Annotated in this window: 13 protein-coding genes; 3 read left to right on the top strand and 10 right to left on the bottom strand. The window is 49.2% G+C overall.

Annotation, left to right across the window (positions count from 1 at the left end; translation table 11 throughout):
* Nucleotides 1–215: 215 nt before the first annotated feature.
* Nucleotides 216–1181 carry a helix-turn-helix transcriptional regulator gene (locus tag FEN17_RS00155; RefSeq protein WP_138363304.1) on the bottom strand — a complete coding sequence of 322 codons (966 nt, stop codon included), beginning with the start codon at nucleotides 1179–1181 and terminating at the stop codon, nucleotides 216–218.
* A gap of 87 nt (nucleotides 1182–1268) precedes the next feature.
* On the opposite strand from FEN17_RS00155, the gene FEN17_RS00150 reads away from it, so the two are divergent.
* The gene (locus FEN17_RS00150) at nucleotides 1269–2432 is read left to right on the top strand and encodes an FAD-dependent oxidoreductase (protein WP_138363303.1); all 1164 of its coding nucleotides are present in this window, start codon (nucleotides 1269–1271) and stop codon (nucleotides 2430–2432) included.
* On the opposite strand, the gene FEN17_RS00145 is transcribed toward FEN17_RS00150, so the two are convergent.
* A complete protein-coding gene (locus FEN17_RS00145) occupies nucleotides 2413–3210 on the bottom strand; it encodes a methyltransferase, TIGR04325 family (protein WP_138363302.1) in 798 nt (265 codons plus the stop codon). The genes FEN17_RS00150 and FEN17_RS00145 overlap by 20 nt on opposite strands.
* A gap of 114 nt (nucleotides 3211–3324) precedes the next feature.
* Between FEN17_RS00145 and FEN17_RS00140 the strand changes: the two genes are divergently transcribed.
* Both FEN17_RS00140 and FEN17_RS00135 read left to right on the top strand, forming a co-directional pair.
* Nucleotides 3325–4332 (top strand): glycosyl transferase, encoded by a 1008-nt coding sequence (locus FEN17_RS00140; RefSeq protein WP_171037791.1) that lies wholly within the window; start codon nucleotides 3325–3327, stop codon nucleotides 4330–4332.
* Entirely contained in the window at nucleotides 4323–5192 is an 870-nt protein-coding gene (locus FEN17_RS00135; protein WP_229208627.1) for a glycosyltransferase family 2 protein, read from the top strand. The genes FEN17_RS00140 and FEN17_RS00135 overlap by 10 nt, the downstream gene beginning before the upstream one ends.
* Here FEN17_RS00135 and FEN17_RS00130 read toward each other — a convergent pair.
* The 8 genes from FEN17_RS00130 to FEN17_RS00095 all read right to left on the bottom strand — a co-directional run bounded on the left by FEN17_RS00130 (nucleotide 5189) and on the right by FEN17_RS00095 (nucleotide 17715).
* The gene (locus FEN17_RS00130; protein WP_138363301.1) at nucleotides 5189–5896 is read right to left on the bottom strand and encodes a glycosyltransferase; all 708 of its coding nucleotides are present in this window, start codon (nucleotides 5894–5896) and stop codon (nucleotides 5189–5191) included. The two genes, FEN17_RS00135 and FEN17_RS00130, sit on opposite strands and share 4 nt — an antisense overlap.
* A 6-nt stretch (nucleotides 5897–5902) precedes the next feature.
* Nucleotides 5903–6754, bottom strand: coding sequence for a glycosyltransferase family 2 protein (locus FEN17_RS00125; RefSeq protein ID WP_138363300.1), 852 nt, complete (start codon nucleotides 6752–6754; stop codon nucleotides 5903–5905).
* Complete coding sequence (locus tag FEN17_RS00120; protein WP_138363299.1) at nucleotides 6732–7529, bottom strand: glycosyltransferase family 2 protein; 798 nt, start codon at nucleotides 7527–7529, stop codon at nucleotides 6732–6734. Before FEN17_RS00120 ends, FEN17_RS00125 begins: the two co-directional genes overlap by 23 nt.
* Nucleotides 7530–7888: 359 nt before the next feature.
* Nucleotides 7889–11185 carry a VCBS repeat-containing protein gene (locus FEN17_RS00115; protein ID WP_138363298.1) on the bottom strand — a complete coding sequence of 1099 codons (3297 nt, stop codon included), beginning with the start codon at nucleotides 11183–11185 and terminating at the stop codon, nucleotides 7889–7891.
* 75 nt (nucleotides 11186–11260) lie between these two features.
* Nucleotides 11261–12496 carry an MFS transporter gene (locus FEN17_RS00110; RefSeq protein WP_138363297.1) on the bottom strand — a complete coding sequence of 412 codons (1236 nt, stop codon included), beginning with the start codon at nucleotides 12494–12496 and terminating at the stop codon, nucleotides 11261–11263.
* A gap of 36 nt (nucleotides 12497–12532) precedes the next feature.
* Nucleotides 12533–13549, bottom strand: coding sequence for a LacI family DNA-binding transcriptional regulator (locus tag FEN17_RS00105; protein ID WP_171037790.1), 1017 nt, complete (start codon nucleotides 13547–13549; stop codon nucleotides 12533–12535).
* A 99-nt stretch (nucleotides 13550–13648) separates the two neighbouring features.
* A complete protein-coding gene (locus FEN17_RS00100; protein WP_138363295.1) occupies nucleotides 13649–15127 on the bottom strand; it encodes a sialate O-acetylesterase in 1479 nt (492 codons plus the stop codon).
* 26 nt (nucleotides 15128–15153) lie between these two features.
* Nucleotides 15154–17715, bottom strand: a complete 2562-nt coding sequence (locus FEN17_RS00095; protein WP_205748076.1) for a glycoside hydrolase family 38 C-terminal domain-containing protein — start codon at nucleotides 17713–17715, stop codon at nucleotides 15154–15156.
* Between the last annotated feature and the right edge of the window lie 2 nt (nucleotides 17716–17717).

Raw genomic sequence — 17717 nt, 5'->3', positions numbered from 1 at the left:
TATTGAAGTTAAACCGCAGTCGGCTATTTTTTGTTCTTCAAAAATTCCTCCAACGGAGTCCACTTCCCATCCCAGCCAGGCCAACTACCAAGAATTTGTCCGTTTTCCTTCTCGGCACTAAGTCCCCAAACCTCATGATTCGCAGATAGCTAGAAGCCGCCGCCGTAAATACCTCGTCGAAACCGAAATCCGGGTCAGCGGGAAGGTGCTGTACGTCACGCCGGAGCTGTGACCGTGGAAGAATATTTCTTCGGCTTTATTCCGGCGTACTCTTCAAAAACCCGCGAAAAGTGGCTCAGATTGGTGAAACCCAGCTGATAACCCACTTCCGAAACGGTTAAATGTTTGTCTTTCAGCAGCCGGGCGGCTTCCTGCATCCTGGCTGACTGGTAGAATTCAAAAACACCTTTCCCGAAGGTTTGCCTGAAAAGTTTCCGCAATTTCGGCTCGCTCATCCCTGCTTCCCGCGCCAGCGAGGAAATATTGGGCGGCTCGGCCAGGCGGGACATTAACTTTTCCTTGACGGCATAAAGCGCTTTGATCTCGTCGATATGCATCCGGCTGGCGGGTATTGCGTCCCTTTTTAGTAACAGAGCAAAAATGTGACAAAGCAACTCCTCGCATTTTAGCCTGTAATATTGATTTTCAAGATCTTCCGGTACCGGTTCGTTCAGCATATCGCTGGCGGCGTTGACAATTTGGGGCGAAATACCGGTTTCAAAAACAAAACTATCACTGGCTTCCAGGATGCTCGTCACCAGCGGGTGGTCCAGATGTCCGAAAAGCTTGTGCAGAAATTCCTGGGATACCCCGATTGTGACACTACCGAAAACTGTGTTCGACGGCATGTTGACAACCGCCGAAGACAGCTGCCCGCAAATCAGCACATTGGCCCGCTCGGGCGACAGCTCGTCAGACGGAATCATCGAGGGAAAAATGCCGCTAAGCAGAAATACCACATGCTTCTGGTCGTCGATCGACTTATTGGTCCACTCAACAAAAACCTGCTCTTTTAAATAGAAATTCCGGATCAGCATACGCAGGTCGCTCCCCCAGTTGAATCCTGTGATGTAGCCCGCCCCTTTGCTTTCAGGGATCTCAATAAAACGTCCGCGGACATGAGCACCTATTCCCTGGGTAAAGTCCGCCATCATACCCGGCCCACTGGCTTTAATTTTCATTCACGACTATTTTAAGATCACAGCAGACTATTTTATCCTTAAAAATAGTAAGAATTTTGTGTTCAGATAAAAATAAGAAACACAGATATGTTATTGGACAACAAAAAAATAGCCATACTAGGCGCCGGTCCGGGTGGACTGACGCTCGCCAGATTATTGCAGCGCAAAGGCGCGGACGTGAAAGTATATGAGCGGGATACCGACAGAAATGTACGCGTGCAGGGCGCGACGCTCGATTTACATTTTGAATCGGGCCTGAAAGCGGTGGAAGCGATGGGATTGATGGAAGTTTTCAAAGAAACCTACCGCCCTGGCGCCGATCTGGGCCGCGTGGTGGATAAAGATGGAAACATCCTCTACGATGAGCACGAACGGAAATACGAGAACGATTTTGGCAAAGAAGCATTCAGGCCGGAGATCGACCGGGGCGACTTGCGGGATATGCTGCTGGATTCGCTGGAACCGGAAACGGTGGTTTGGGACAGCCAGTTTACCGGCATGACGAAAGCGGGCGATCAGTGGGAACTGACATTTAAAAATGGTAAAAAGGTAATCGCGGACATCGTTGTCGGCGCGGACGGCGGTAATTCCAAAGTGCGCCCTATGGTGACGGATGCGCGTTATTTTTATGCGGGCAGCACCATTTTGCAGGGAAACATTGAAAACGCCGAGACTACCGCACCAAACATGCACGCGCTGCTGAAAGGCGGAAAAATCTATACGCATGCCGACGGGCTGTTTTATCATGTATCAGCGAAGGGCGATGGCAGCATTGATTTTTATGTGAGCTGCCTCGTGGATGAACATTGGGGCAGTGAAAACAAAATACGTTTTTCTGACCGGGCGCAGCTACTGGAATGGTTTGATGAAAAGTTTGCGGGTTGGGCGCCAGTCTGGCGGGAAATGTTTGAGAATGTAAGCCTGCCGCTGCTGATCCGTCCGCAATACAGCATTCCGTTTGATCAAAGTTGGGAGCCGCAGGCCAATGTGACGCTGCTAGGCGATGCGGCACATTTGATGCCTCCCTCCGGCGAGGGCGTCAACCTGGCCATGCTGGATGCGCTGGAATTGTGCGAATGCCTTACCAATGAGGAGTTTACCGACGTACAAGCCGCCATCGCTGTCTACGAAAAACCAATGCAGGAAAGAGGTACCGCCGAAGCAAAAGTTTCGATGGAGACCGTCGGCTGGATGCACCTGGAAAGCGCGATGGGGACTCTGATAGATATGTTCAGCGAACCTGCTTCCTGACAAAGAAAAATCCCTTATCGTACCCGGCTTTGATACCGTCGATTTCCATTTCCTGCTCACCATCGACGTAGGAGGCAAATTCGGTTTTCAGTTCGTAGTCTTTGAAATGCGCGAGAAATATTTCTTCATTTAAAAACCAGGCAGGATAGCGGGCTTCGTAGATTTCGGGCGGCACGATCTGTAATGTGAGGCGGTCGGGCTGGTTGTTTTTGGTAAATGCCGTGCGGTCGATAATGATGTATTGGAAGCCGTAGGTTATCATTTCTTTTAAAAATTCGTGCGGCTTAGGAAGATATTGCACGACGCTGGAAAGCAGGAGCACATTGGCCTGCTTTTCAGCCATGCTTTCCTTTACAGTAAAATGAAATTTCAGGGTATCATCTTCAAACATTTCCTGCCCGCAGCGCACATAATTTTCCTGCTCCACGACACTCCAATTTAGCTTTACGGAAGTCGGGATTAAATCGCGCACCTGGTAAAATGTGCTCCCCAGTGAGCCACCGAAATCAATGACATTCAGTACATTATCACATTCCAGCGCAGCATACAGCAATGCCGAGATCACAGCATAGGGATAGATTTTTTTGTCAAACAAAACAGAATCCCGCTCGTAAGCCGCGTCCCCGTTTTTAACTTTCAGTAACGCATTTTTGGTGATATCCAGAATGCTTGCCGCTTCATATCCGCCTGAAAGTGACGTCAATGCCTCCCAGCTATCGTAATTTCCAAACCAGCCCCACTGGTTTTTGACGTCTTTTTTACGTTTGAAAAATGACATTTTCTTTGATAGAGTACTCGCGCAAGTTAGCTTATTGCCTCAAAACGGCACGGGTTTCGGGATAATCTTTGATATTTGTATTTCAAAAAATCCTTCCGCTAAGTACATTTTTGAATGCAGAATTTTTGCACGCTTTTCAATTCGTTTTATCTCTCGCGTGGCGTGGCGATGTACCAATCGCTATTAAAACAAACCACTGATTTTCAGCTCTATATCTTCGCGTTTGATGACATCAGCTGCGATTTGCTACGCCGGATGAACCTCTCAAATGCGACCATCATTTCCCTGAAAGAATTTGAAACACCGGAGCTGCTTTCGGTAAAAAGCAATCGTACCGCCGCCGAATATTGCTGGACGTGCACCTCGTTTACAATCTGGCATTGCATTCAACATTACGACCTTGATCACTGCACTTACCTGGATGCCGACCTGCTTTTTTTCGAAGATCCAAAAGTGCTGACGGACGAAATGGGCGAAAAATCCGTCCTTATCACCGAGCACCGGTATAGCCCGGAATATGACCAGGCGGCGCTCAGCGGCATTTACTGCGTACAATTTGTGACATTCAAAAATACCCCGGACGGATTGACAGCATTAAAATGGTGGATGGACGCCTGCCTCGAATGGTGCTATGCCCGCTTCGAAGACCGCAAGTTCGGTGACCAGAAATACCTCGACGACTGGACGGAGCGCTTCGAAGGCGTACACGTGCTCGAACATCCCGGCGGTGGCGTAGCACCTTGGAATTCAACACAGTATAACTATTTTACCGAGTCTGGCAACGTATATTTACGGTCGACCGATGGCGCAAAAAACCGGCTCATATTTTATCATTTTCACGATTTCAGGTATTGCGTTGAAAACAGCTTCCGACTTACTGCCGAACAATATGTGCTGGGGAATGATCTAAAAAAAATCGTTTACGGAGCTTATCTCAAAGCATTGGCAAACGTGGCGGCGCAAGTTCAGGCGTTAGACCCGGCTGCGGTTTTTCATGAAAACTTATTGCCTTTGAAATGGATCAAGGTAAGTCTGTCGCGGCGTGTAAAGTTCTTGTTTAAAGGACATTATAAAAATTATGTCAAAAGTAAAGCATTGAACTTGCGCGCAAAATGTCCCTGAATCTGCCCAGAATCACCGTCGTGACGCCCTCCTTCAACCAAGCCAGTTACCTGGAAGAAACGATTCGCTCCATCCTGAATCAGAGATATCCCAATCTCGAATACATCATTATCGACGGCGGCAGCACTGACGGTTCAGTGGAAATTATCCGTAAATATGAAAATCAACTGGCATTTTGGGTGAGTGAAAAAGATGGCGGATTATATGATGCGATTCAAAAAGGTTTTGCGTGCTCGACCGGCGAAATCATGACCTGGATCAATGCTGACGATCTGCATCATCCGAAAAGCTTATTTACCGTGGGTGAAATTTTTCAGCATTTCAAGGAGGTAAAGTGGCTGATGGGCGCAAATTCTTTTTTCAATGAAGCCGGGCAATGTTTTTTGTACGATGACCTAAACTATACCCAGCGCTGGTCGCGGCGGCGGCTTTTGATGTTTGACGGAAAGTTTATCCAGCAGGAATCGGTTTTCTGGCGGCGGGAATTGTGGGAAGAAGCCGGGAGCTATATGGCGCGGGATTATTCGCTGGCAGCAGATTTCGAGTTATGGCTGCGATTTTCGCGGTACCAGAAGTTGTACACCACGTCTTTTCTATTGGCCGGTTTTCGATTTAGGTCAGTGAACCAAAAAAGCTACGAGCAGCGCGATGAATATTTAAAGCAAGTGAGGAATTTGTTAGAAAAAGAAAGGAAAAGTGGCACTACGCCAGCATTTTACCGCTTTTTAGTTGGTTTAATAAAAATCGTCCCGAAAAGAAAGTGGCGGAATAAACTCCTGGCCAAAATCCTGCAACTCCCGCCAAAGATCATTTTCGACCGGGAAAAAGGAATGTTACTCAGCAGTAAAAATGACTTTTAGCGACCCGAAATCCGCTCCTTCATTTTCTTAAAAACAAACCGCAGGTAGATTGCCAGCCCGAAATGTTGCAGGATCAATCTGCCTTTTTCCTTTTCAAAAATCAGATCCTTTTGCGTCGACGAAATGCCGGTATCATTGAAAACCGCAATGTCAAAATCCAGGAATCTGAAAGCGTAATCTTGCAAATTATTGCAGCCCATATTGAGCACGTGATCGGCGGAAATCGCGTAGCGGGTGTCGTATCTGCGGTTTTTGAAGAAATAAGCCGGGTAAATGATGGCTTGATGGTTGATCCCGGTTTTAGCCTGCTGATACGGAGAAAGCTGGCCGAGATATTTCTTGCCGGACTTGATCACATTCCCATAGTAGATCAGATTGGGATTTGCTAAATGCTCAGCAAACTTTGAGAATTCGGGTGTCAGCACATCATCTGCGCCAATAAAATAGACCCAGCTTCCCTGAATGTGTTCCAGCGCCTTGTTCATCGCATCGTAGATCCCGGCGTCCTTTTCACTCTTCCAGAAAGCCAGTTTCTTCGCGTTTTGCTGCAGGATCTGGACAGTACGGTCCGTACTTTTTCCGTCCATGACAATGATCTCAATGTGCGGAAATGCCTGAGAAAAGATGCTATCCAGGCACCGCTGCAAATACTCCTCTGCGTTGAATGTGACCAGAATGATGGAAATCAGCCGACTTTTTTCCATTATCAATTAAACCAAAACTTCATTTTCAACCTGCATTACCGGCGCCAGGCTGCCCATATACTGATGCAATCCCTGCGCACAATACACCGATTTCCGCAGCACACTTTCCAGTAAATGTTCGTCCGTTTCGCGAAAACGCGCCCGGTCGGCTTCGGGATGAAAAATATGGAAAACCACGCCGCCGAACTTGATCGCGCGTTTTTTCAAACCGGAATTCAGAAGCCGCACGGCGATTTCGTTGTCCTCCCGGCCCCAGGCGTGAAAAACCTCATTGTAACCATTTACCCGCACCAGATCCTCTTTCCAGAAAGCCATGTTACAGCCACGCAACGTAAAAATATCCTGATTTTTATACCGGTCGGCCATGTACCGGCTCAGCCAGCGGATGCTGAAACGGTTGCAAATGTTCTTCAAACCCGGCTGGAACAAATCGACCCGCGGCCTTTGCAGCTGTACCAGTTTATCAGATAAAGGCTTGTCCATGAGTACCCTGCTTCCCGCTACGAATGTGCCGCGCTTCCGCATCGCAAGGTGGTCTTTGATAAAATGTTTGTGCAGCACCAGGTCGCCGTCGATCTGGATCACGTAATCGCAGGAGCTGGTGGCGATGGCTTTGTTCCGGATCTTGGAAAGGCGGAAACCCTCGTCTTCCTGCCAGATGTGGATGAGCTTCACCGGGAAATCGGCCCGAATCGCCTCGATGAGCTCGGCCGTTTGGGCTGTCGATCCGTCGTCGGCCACGATCACTTCGCAGGGCAAAACGGACTGCATTTTGACGCTCAGCAGGCATAGCCGCAGCGCCTCGGGCCAATTGTAAGTGGAAATAATAAGCGAACTAGAGAAGTTCCTGGTATCCATTAGTACATCTTTTAACTTTCTTATCCAGCGTTTTTTCAATCACTTGCCGATGATGCGGCTCGTTAGGCTTTGGTAACTCGGTATGATGCAGGTGAAACTGGACCGCGCCCAGCTTCACGATCTTTTTTTCAATGTTGTTATTGATAAACCTTGCCGCAAGTTCCTCATCCTCATGCCCCCAGCCACTCAGATCGTTGTTGTAGCCATTGACCTTCACAAAATCGTCCTTCCAGAAAGCCAGGTTACTTCCCCGCACGCTGCGGCTCTTCATTTCCTTGCGATAGCCGAGGCGAGATAAGCCTGGCATGCGCAAAGCATTCAAGCGGTTATACACGCCGGGAGAGTAAAATTTAAGGTTCACATCGGCATTTTGGAGCAAAGTTTCGGTTTTGGCGGCGGTAATCCTGGCGCGGCTACCCCGAATAAAAACAGCCTGCTCGGCGGCCGCCAGGTGATCGGTTACAAAAGACGGGTGCAGCAGCACGTCGCCATCCACCTGGATCACGTAGCTGCCTGTACTTTGCGCGACGGCTTTATTGAGTATTTCGCTTTTCCTAAAACCCTGATCCTCATGCCATACATGCACCAGCGGTACAGGAAATGTTTCCTGCATCCGGACGATTAAACTGTGCGTTTTATTATCCGACCCGTCGTCAGCAATAATCACTTCCTTTGGTAAAATCCTTTGTTTTGCAACACTCAAAAGGTTACAATACAATGCTTCGGCCCAATTATAGGTAGCTATAATGAGCGAAGTTGGCGGAGCATAGCCCATCAACGAATCAAACTAAAAACTTAAAAAAGAAACAGGTGGTGACTTAGAAGATTATACGTTGGCAGGTCGGGGGGATGTGCATGCGATAACACGCGCAAATTTAAAATGCTGATAGCGATCATTGCTCTAATTATTGTTAGGGATGAATGTCAAAAGGGTTTGATACAAGGTAAGGAGCGAAAACTAAACTTTTCAAGTCGAAATGGAAATTTATTTTTCAACATTAAGTCACCATTGTATCGCTAAATGTCAAGATCCGGTTACTATTTAGTGCAAAGAGATTGCCGCGGGCCAATAGGTTGGACGCGTCGTGAAATTTATTTTGCGAACGGATTTTTGTGCTTCACCAAACCGGATTTTTAGTGCCCGGTTCGGGTATAGACTTCGAGCCTCCCCGAGTTGGCAGCACCAATAATCAGCGATTTTTTACTTGGCATAACCAGCTCTGCCAGAGCACGGTTATCGCCCGAAAGCCCAAGCCCGGATGTGGCGGAACTGACAGTTTTGAAGTTCCCTTTTCCATCGCCTTTCAGGTACCGCCCGGTCATCGCGTCAAACCGCCCGATGGACGCATCCGGGGCGTAGGAGTTGCCCGAGAGGATGAGATCGATGTTGCCGTCGCCGTCGATGTCTTTGGGTAAAATGCCCTGGACCGGAGCAAACTGCGCCTCCACGGGCAGCGGCCGGATCCGGAACTTGCCTTTTCCCAGGTTTTCGACGATGGAAGATGAGAAATAACTGCTTTTAAGCACGGCAGCTTTATGCAGAATTTCGGGCGAAACCACATCTTCCACCGTCGCTTTGGCATATTCATCGTATAAAAAAAAACGCTTTCCCAGCCGCGGCATCTGACGTAGTAATGCGTCGCGGGAAGGCCAGGGATAATTTTTTCCCTGAATGTACCAGGTCAGCAGCGACTGGTGGATTCCGCTACCGTCGAGGTTACCGCTGTACATCGTCAGCGGCTCTTTTTCGGTCACGCGGAAAGGCAGGTTTGCACCGAGATTTCCGAGAATGTAATCCATGTCGCCGTCGTGGTCGAGGTCCGCGGCGGCCATGCTCCTCCACCAGCCTGAGGTTTCGCCCAGACCGGCAGAAGCGTTGACATTCACCAACTTACCATTCTTATTTTTAAAAAATGTGATTGGCATCCACTCTCCGGCTACCAGCAAATCCGTTAATCCATCACGGTCAAAATCTGTCCAGAGTGCAGAAGTTACCATACCAATGTTTTTCAAACCGGCGCAAACCTGGGCGGTCACATTCGTGAACTTCCCGCCGTCATTTCTTAAAATGTAGCTTTCCGGCGCGGAGGGATATTCTCCCGGCAATAATCGCCCGCCGACAAAAAGATCCAGGTCTCCATCTTGATCAAAATCCGAGGCCGTGACGCAGGCTTTGCTCGCCAACATTTTGGGCAGCGCGGTGATATCTTTGGTGAAATTTCCTTTACCGTCATTTTTATACAACCGGTCCTGGTACAGCGGCGAATCTGCCTTGAACTCATTACCACCGCTCGCGACATACAAATCCAGATCGCCATCACCGTCCGCATCGAAAAGCAGGCTGCCGGTATCTTCGCAAGCCAAATCCAGAAAAAATGCCTTTTTAACAAAACGACCATTGCCCTGCTGCAAAAAATAGACCGCTGGAATGCCCGCCGCACCACCGATAAAAAGGTCCTCCAAGCTATTACCATCGATATCGCCGACCGACATTGTTGGCCCCATCGTCGCGTACGTTTGCGGACTGAGAATCTGCGCTGCTACGTCGTAATGCTGGTTTTCAATGTGTGTAAAATCTAGTCCGTGCTCTTGTGAAACTTCTGTGAAAATCGGACTTAACTTTTTGGGCTTGCCGGTAGGCGGAGAACTTGCATCTTTTTGTTTCAAAACCAGCCGCTGGTTTGCATTGACATTCCGCATTTGCTGCACGCGACCGTCCGGCCAGCGAATTTCCAAAGTATCAATCCGGTTTACATTTCCCAAACCGAAATGCGCAGTACTCCCCACCGTCGATTGAAAACCACGATATAAAGTATGCTCATAAACCTGCATTTGACCCTGGTAGCGCAATGTTACCTTCGCCCCCAGCCCGAGCCGGTTCAGCGAATCGCCTTGCAATGCAAGTTGCAGCCAGTTATTTTTTGACAGCTTTTGCGATTCATTTTTGTAGAAAAATGGTGCTTCATTCACATTATTGACGACCAGGTCCAGGTCACCATCATTGTCCAGATCTGCAAAAGAAGCGCCGTTTGAAAAAGAGGCTTTATCCATCCCCCAATCTTTTCGGTGGCTGAATGTCAGGTCTTTATTATTCTGAAAAACATAATTCGTTACCTTCACGCCCCGCATATCATTCATGAGTTTCAATAGCTTTTTATCAATCACTTCCTTCTCCTCAAACATCGTGGACTGCTGGCTGTATTTGATAAAATCCTTGTCAGTCATATCCTTCAAAAGTCCGTTGCTGACGAACAAATCGCGATAACCGTCATTATCGAAATCGGCGAAAAGCGGGCTCCAACTCCAATCGGTTTTATCGATGCCCGCCAGCTGACCGATCTCGCTGAAATGTCCATTACCGTTGTTCAGCTGTAAGGTATTGCGCATATATTGAGGCTGATAGCCGGTTTGCAGCATGAGGTCAAACTTTTCATTAGACATCCCGGCGGCCATGATTTTCTGCCGGTAATTATCCTCGGGCAGCATGTCCAGCACCACAATGTCCTGCAAACCATCATTATTAAAATCCGAAACATCCACGCCCATCGCATTATAGCTTTGGTGCTTGATGTACTCGCCGATCCGGTTTGTAAAGGTGCCGTCGTGGTTATTGATATATAAAATATCGTTGCTCAGAAAATCATTGGCAACATAGATATCCGGCCAGCCGTCTTCATTAAGATCATTCACCGCCACACCCAGCCCATAGCCCTCAATCTGAATGCCGGCTTCGGCAGACACATTTTTGAAAACAGCATGACCCTCCGGCCCGATGCCTTCATTCCGGTATAATCTGTCCGTATTGGCTGCCTCGCCGTGCGTCCGGATCGGCATAAGGTTGGAGACGGCTTTTGGTGAATGATCGTGGGTAAGCACGTACGCGTCCAGGTCGCCGTCTTTGTCGTAATCCAGAAATGCAGTCTGCGTCGTGTAACCCGTATCTGCCAGCCCGTAAGCTGCGGCGGATTCGTTGAATGTATTATTTCCCTTATTGATAAATAGCAGATTAGCCCGCTCAGCCGGATCAGGACTTCCCGCGCGACTGACGTAAATGTCGAGCAAACCATCCGCATTCAAATCCACCATCGCCACGCCCGTGCACCAGCCTTTGGTGGTAATGCCGGCTTTTTCGGTAATGTCTTCAAACTGTAAATTCCCTTTATTGAGATATAACCTGGACGAAACCATGTTGCCCGAAAAGAAAATATCCGTCAGTCCATCATTGTTGATATCCCCCAGCCCCACGCCCGCACCATTATAGAAGTACATGTATTTCAGGATGTTCAGCGAATCGGTCTGGCGGATATCATTGGAAAACGTGATACCGGTTTCTGCCGGCGTCATCAGGCTGAACAAGACATCGGGTGCCTTTTTTTTACAGGCCGAAAACGTGAGTAGCAGTAAAAAGCAATGCAGGTAAAATCTTTTCATGAAGAGCTAAGTTAATCGGTTTAGCAAACATTCACAAAATTGATTTTTTATATAAAAACAAAATAAGGCAGCGGCTCAGGAAAACTGATTTTCAAGCTCTTCCAGCGAAATACCGCGCGTTTCGGGCATCAGAAAAAATACGAAAAACCACTGTAAAACCATTAGGAAGGCAAAACCGGCAAAAATGACCCAGGCATCAAACTGATTGATCAGTACTGAACCGAAAAGTGTGATCAGCCCGGCGAAGACATTCAGCATCCCCGAGCCCCAGGCCTGCCCGAATGCGCGAACTTTGGTAGGAAATATTTCAGCCAGGAAAACCCACAAAACCGCCCCCTGCCCGATAGCGTGGGAGACGATAAAACTTAGCATAAAAATCAGCACAAACCAGCCCGGCCATCCAATGTATAATCCCAAAGCCATCATCGACAAACTCACCACATACCCCACCGACCCGGCAAACATCAGCTGCCGCCTGCCGACTTTATCAATAAAATACATCCCGACAAACGTCCCCAGCAAATTCACGATCCCGATAGATACCCCGCCAAGCAGCGACTGCGACATGCCCAAACCTGCTTCCTTCAAAACCTGCGGACCATAAAAAAGCACAAAACTGATCCCGGAAAACTGGTTGAAAAACACCATCAGCAAGGCTATGAGCAGGATTTTAGTATACTTTCCTGAAAAAAGGCCGGAAGGTTTTGTTTTCAATGTCAATGTTTCGGTGCGCGTCAGCCAGCGCGGACTTTCGGTAATACCCGTAGCTAGTAGGGTAAAAATCAATGCAACTACGCCTGTCGCGCCAGCCATGAGGCGCCACTCGTGCGCGCCGCCCACGCCGGCCAGTGCGTAATTGGAAATGTAAGCCATGAGAATGCCGGTAACGAGGTTAACCTGGAACAAAATGCCCAGCCTGCCGCGGTCTTTGGCCTGGCTCACTTCGGCAATGTAAGTCGGGGCAGCGATGGTACCGATGCCCGAAGCCAAACCTCCGATAAATCGAAAAAATGCAAACATATAAGGCGAAACCGACAGCGCCGTGCCGAGCGAGGCCGTCACAAAAAGTGCCCCGGTGAGCAGCAATGCCCTTTTCCGGCCCCAGCGCTCCGTCGGATACCCGCCAATCACCGCGCCAGCCACCGAGCCCCACAAGGCGATGGAAATGATGAATGTGCCGTGAAACCAGTCGGAAGTGTGCCAAAGGTGGCGGACGGGCAGGTTGATGCCCGAAATGACGATGGAATCGAACCCGGACAGAAAGCCGGTGAGCGAGACGATCAGTACGCAGCGAAAAATTCGGGAATCCATGTTCAAAAATCCGCTCCCCCAGCTACTCCCCATACACTATGATGATGCTCTGACAATCAGCGACGTAGCCAATGTAATCACCTCTCCGGCGGGCCTCGTACCCACCGGGCTCTGCAATTTCAGCATCAGGGTATCGATCACTTTCTGCGCAATCGCCTCGATGGGCTGCGCGATGACGGTGATGCCCGGGCGGTGAATGCGGAACAGATCATGGTCGTCGAAAGAGATCATCGCCATATCGTCCGGGATTTTCAGGCCCATATCATTGATCACTTCCAGCCCGGCAATGCCGAGGTAGTTGGTACCAAATACCATCGCGTCCAGCTCCGGATTTTTCTCTAAAATGTCCCGGATATCCTGCAAATAAAATTCATATCCCCCTTTAAATGGCATGGGGAACACATAACTCGGTAAACCATGGTCTGCAATCACTTGCTTGAACCCAATGATCCGGTCTTCCTTTTCGGGATCGTCCAGCGCCAGCGCCACCAGCCCGATGTTCTTCCTGCCCCGCGCTACCAGATGTTCCACTGCCTGGTACATGCCGCCCTGGTTGTTCACCATGATCGCCTCCGCACCCTCGTTGCCAAAGATCCGGTCGAAAAGCACCAGGTTTTTACCGCTATCCAGCATGCTTTGGATTTCCTGCTCCATCCCCTGCGTGGGGGCAATGATGCAGCCGTCGACGCTCAATGTCGAGAACATGGTCAAAAATTCTTTACCGCGCGCCACGTCGTTTTCCGTGCTGCAATACACGATTTTATAGCCATTCTGGTACACCTTTTCCTCGATAAGCTTGGCAATGCTGGCGAAAAACGGGTTGGAAATGTCCTCGACCATCAGACCGATAATGTTGGTCCGGCCGGTGCGCAGGCTTTGGGCAAACTGGTTGGGACGGTAGCCCAGGCTTGCGGCCTCCGCCAGCACCCTTTCCACGAGGGATTCGCTGATCCGCTTTTCCTTCGCTTTTCCGTTCAGGATAAATGATACGGTGGTTTTTGAAACATTGAGCCTCTTGGCGAGGTCGCCCATCGATGGTTTCGGATCTGTCATTATTTTCATTGAGATTACCTGGCCGGGCCGCAGTTGCCTGGTGCCCAACCTTCGAAAATACGCAACAAATGCGAATATACGCTGCTGCGGCGCAGGACGTCACTTTGCAGGCGCAGGCTCGGGCCAGTTGTCACTACGGAATTGCAATGCCGGCAGGCCGTCTTTGTTTTGTAAATTGGTCACCGGAAAGTTGGTAAATGCATACCGCACGGCCACTGGCTTTTTCACTTTTGAGCTGGTCAGCACCAAATGTTTACCTTCGATTTTGGCAGTAGCCGGATAAAATTTCTGGTCAGCTCCTGCGATGAAAAAGTGCTCCGGTGCCTTGGCATTATTGGTTTCCAATCCTTTCAAAACTGTTTCGGGACGGAAGTACACCTTCACTTCTTTGCTCCCATACTCGGCATAGTCAAACTTCGGGCCCTGATAAGCTTCGTCCAGAAGCCCGTAAGTACGGTTCAGGGCGGTTTTTGCCAGACGTAACCCGATCGGCTTTTTGTTTTTCGGGTGCAGGTCCCTGGATTCGCCCACGTCCATCGTCACCACCATTTCGGTGTTTCCCAAATCGCTCACACGTTCCTGCGCCTCCCTGAAAAACGCATAATCCGCCAAAGTTGAATCGGGCTTATCGTACCAGAACGGTGCGACCTGTACGTAATAAAATGGCAGATTTCCCTGCCCGAACGCCGCCCGCCAGCTTTGGATCATGGTTTGCGTCAGCCGCGTATAACTTTCGCGCTCGCCGCGGTTGGACTCGCCCTGGTACCAGATAAAACCTTTGACAGACAGATTAATAAACGGATGGATCACCGCATTATACAGTAAAAATGGCCGCGTCACCTTCTCAAAAGTAAAACCGCCATCCATTTTTTCCTTCGATTTCGGGCTGTCCAGATAAGGCTGCAAATACACGCGGTTCAGCATTGTATCCGCTGCAAGCACCTCGCGGGGCACATACGCCTGCGCTGCCAACGCACCTATGCCGGTAAAAACGAGGCCGATCGGCACATTCAATTTTGCAAAAAGCTCCCGCCCGAAATGGTAACCCACCGCGCTGAATTTGTACACTGTCGCCGGTGTACATTCCTGCCAGGTGCCTTGAATGCTGTCCAAAGGCTCGTTACTGAAATTGAGACTGCCGCTAAAAAGCCTGATCTGCGGATAATTTGCCGCCGGTACCTCCCTGGCCGAATCCAATGTTTCATGCATCGAAAATTGCATATTCGACTGGCCGCTGCAAATCCAGGTTTCGCCGATCAGCAGATTGTCCAGCACCCGTTTTTCATCCGGAGTGGAAACCGTGATCTGGTGTTTTGAAAAATCACCTTTCCGCGCGACCGGCACCGGGATAATGCCTACAAACCGGTTTTCGGCATTGGCCGCCACACTTAACGGCGCTGCTTGCCAGTCGGCCTGAATGGAAATCACCGTCCCGGCAGGCGCCTGGCCCCACACTTTGAAAGGCTGGTTTTGCTGCACCACCATATTATTTTGCAAAACCGGGCTCAGTTTGAGTTTCTGCGCGTAAGCCGAAAATGTCAGGCAACACAATGCGAGAATGATCTGTATCTGCTTCATATTTTATTTTTTTCCAAAGCTAAAAATCACTCCGCTACAAAGTTCGTCAGGCGGATGGTACGGATGCCAAACCGCGGCATGGCTACATTCAAAACCGTTTTGCCATCCTTGTTACTCATTTTCAATTCTTCTTTTACTGTTCCGTTCAACTCCACCAAAGCTGCTGAATCTGCCTTGCCGCCCAATACAATTTTCTGGGCGCTATCATCGCCATCGGCATTGAAGAGCCTGATCAATAACTCCTTTCCGGCGATTGAAATCGCCGGCAATTGATAAGGGGTGGTCGATAAATCGACCAGGGATTTGTCCGCTTCTTTTGACCTGTCGGTTATTTGGGCTATTGCTGGTTCGTTCCAGTTTTGGGATTCTTTGGAAATGTTTGCTTTGTCCCATTTTTCGGCGTGGGGGATCAGGGCGTAGCGCATTTTGTTCGGGCCGGTCAAGGTATGGTTTCTGCCCCAAAGCCCGGCGCCGGAATATTGCACATTCAGTCCTAGCGGGAAATTTTCGCCGTGGGTATAATTTGTTGTTTGGTCGGAAAGTAAGGCCAGGCCTACATGGTTTTTGTCGTCATACAAATCTACCCAGCTCACCATCAAATTGTTCTTAATGCTATCCCAGCGGCTGAAAAACGTATTTTCCAGCTTGCTTTCCGTCACATCAAAAGGCGCATCCTTATATATTTTTTGTGATTTAAAATTGACTGGAAACAAGGCGAGCAGCTTCTGGCTGTCGTCATAAAAAGGTTTGTGAACATCTTTCGGATCGATCTTTTCGTGCTGCTTGTAATCGCTGCCGATCCCGATATTTTTCTGCCAGTCAATGTTCAGCTCACAGGCAATTTTACGGTCGCCCTGTTTGAGGGTAATTGTCTGAGTGTAAGGATTGGACAGCAGCTCGCCTTTGATCTGCGCCGTCACCACCAGCGGACCATTTTCAATAATGCTGATCGTCACCGGATTTTCGGTCGTAGAATGAAATCCGCCGTCATCGTAGAAATTCCCACGCAGTTCATTAAAAGACCGTTCGCTTTTCACATCCACAAATTCCTTGTTACCCAGCGATTTCACGATCAGACTTTTTATGCTGCCACCTTTCGCTTTATTCAAAACCAGTTTATAATGGTCATTTTCCAAAATCACATCCCCGGAAGCCGTGACGCCAGCTTTCGCGCCCCCAGTTTGCGAAGGTTTTTTGTTTACTATTTTAAATTGAGAAAAACCCATCGCAGGAACATTCACCTTAAAATAAACAGCCTGATCCGCGCCGATTTGCACCGGTATCTCCTTGTTTTTTGAATCAACCAAACTGAATGTTTTCGCGTCAATTCCTGCCGGTAAATGCAGGGTTACCAGCTCGGTTCTGGTATTTCCAGTTGTATTAAAAACATTGACATACTGCTCACCAGCCACATTCGTCTTCGCAGCTGTGATAATGCCGTCGCTGATGTGATTGGTGGTATCCGTCCAGGCGACTACTTTATCGGCCCAGGTGTGACCGGGTTTACCATTGTACGGTACGATCCAGCAGTCGTGGTGCTGGGAAAGCATGAGTGTCCGCCAGGCTTCGTCGATGGAAGTTTGCGGGACCGGGATGCCGTAGTACACTTTATTGAATGCGGCGACTTTCTCCGCCATCACGATTTTATTCTCCGAAACCCGCACCTGCTGGGCAATTTTCTGCAAAATCTGCGAGCCCCAAACCAGGCTCACCTGCATATCTTCCTGTGAAAATTGCCAATCCTGTGTCGCTTTTCCGATGGAAGCATTAGCGAAATAGTCGCGCCAGGTTTTGTATTCTGTTGGCTGATAACCTTTTTCGCCATTCCCGATCCACGGCCCATTTCGCCAGCCCGCGTCCTGCAAGGTCATCGCCACCGGATTTTTAATGCCCGATTTCAATGCATCATTTATGTACTTTGGCGCATTCGTCCAGCCCTCGGTTTGCCAGGTCGAGTTCGGTTCCAATCCTTCACTGCCGTAGCGCGGCACGGTCGTAATCCTTGACCCATCCGGCCCGATCCAGTTCACCAGTTCCCCGCCAAAAGCCCGCGTGTAGCCGCCCCAACAGGTATTCGGGTTTTTCAAAGAGGCATATTTGTAGCCGAAAGAATTCAAAATCTGCGGCAGTGCGCTCGTGAAACAAGGTTCTTCGGAAGAGTAAGTTGTGAAAACCGCCGTCGGGAAATGCTGGCGCACCTTTTTCATCCCGTAATCGAAATGCCGGATAATGCTCTCGCCCGAAATATTGTAGAGGTAACTCTGCCCATAAGCCGGACTTACATACTCCACGCGGCCAGCAATCGACTGGTCTGCAAACAGTTTCTGAAACTCCGCCAGCGCCTCGGGCTCCCGTACTTTCACGGAATCCCAGGTTTCCGGCTCGATTTCCAGGTTCACCCGCCAGTTGGGATTTTTTTTGAGCTGGTCTACCACAAACTGGGTGTAGCCCACCGGGTAATGTCCGTAAACACCGCCATGATAACCATCGATGAAATAGGCTTTTTGCGCGTGGGTTTCTGTCGCCAGCAATGTCAGCGGCGCGGCGATTAAAAGTGGGTTTAGGAATGTCAGAAAGTTATTTTTCAAGG

The organism is Dyadobacter luticola (assembly GCF_005860805.1).
Taxonomy (GTDB): Bacteria; Bacteroidota; Bacteroidia; order Cytophagales; family Spirosomataceae; genus Dyadobacter; species Dyadobacter luticola.
This window is presented reverse-complemented; position numbering and strand designations above follow the sequence as displayed.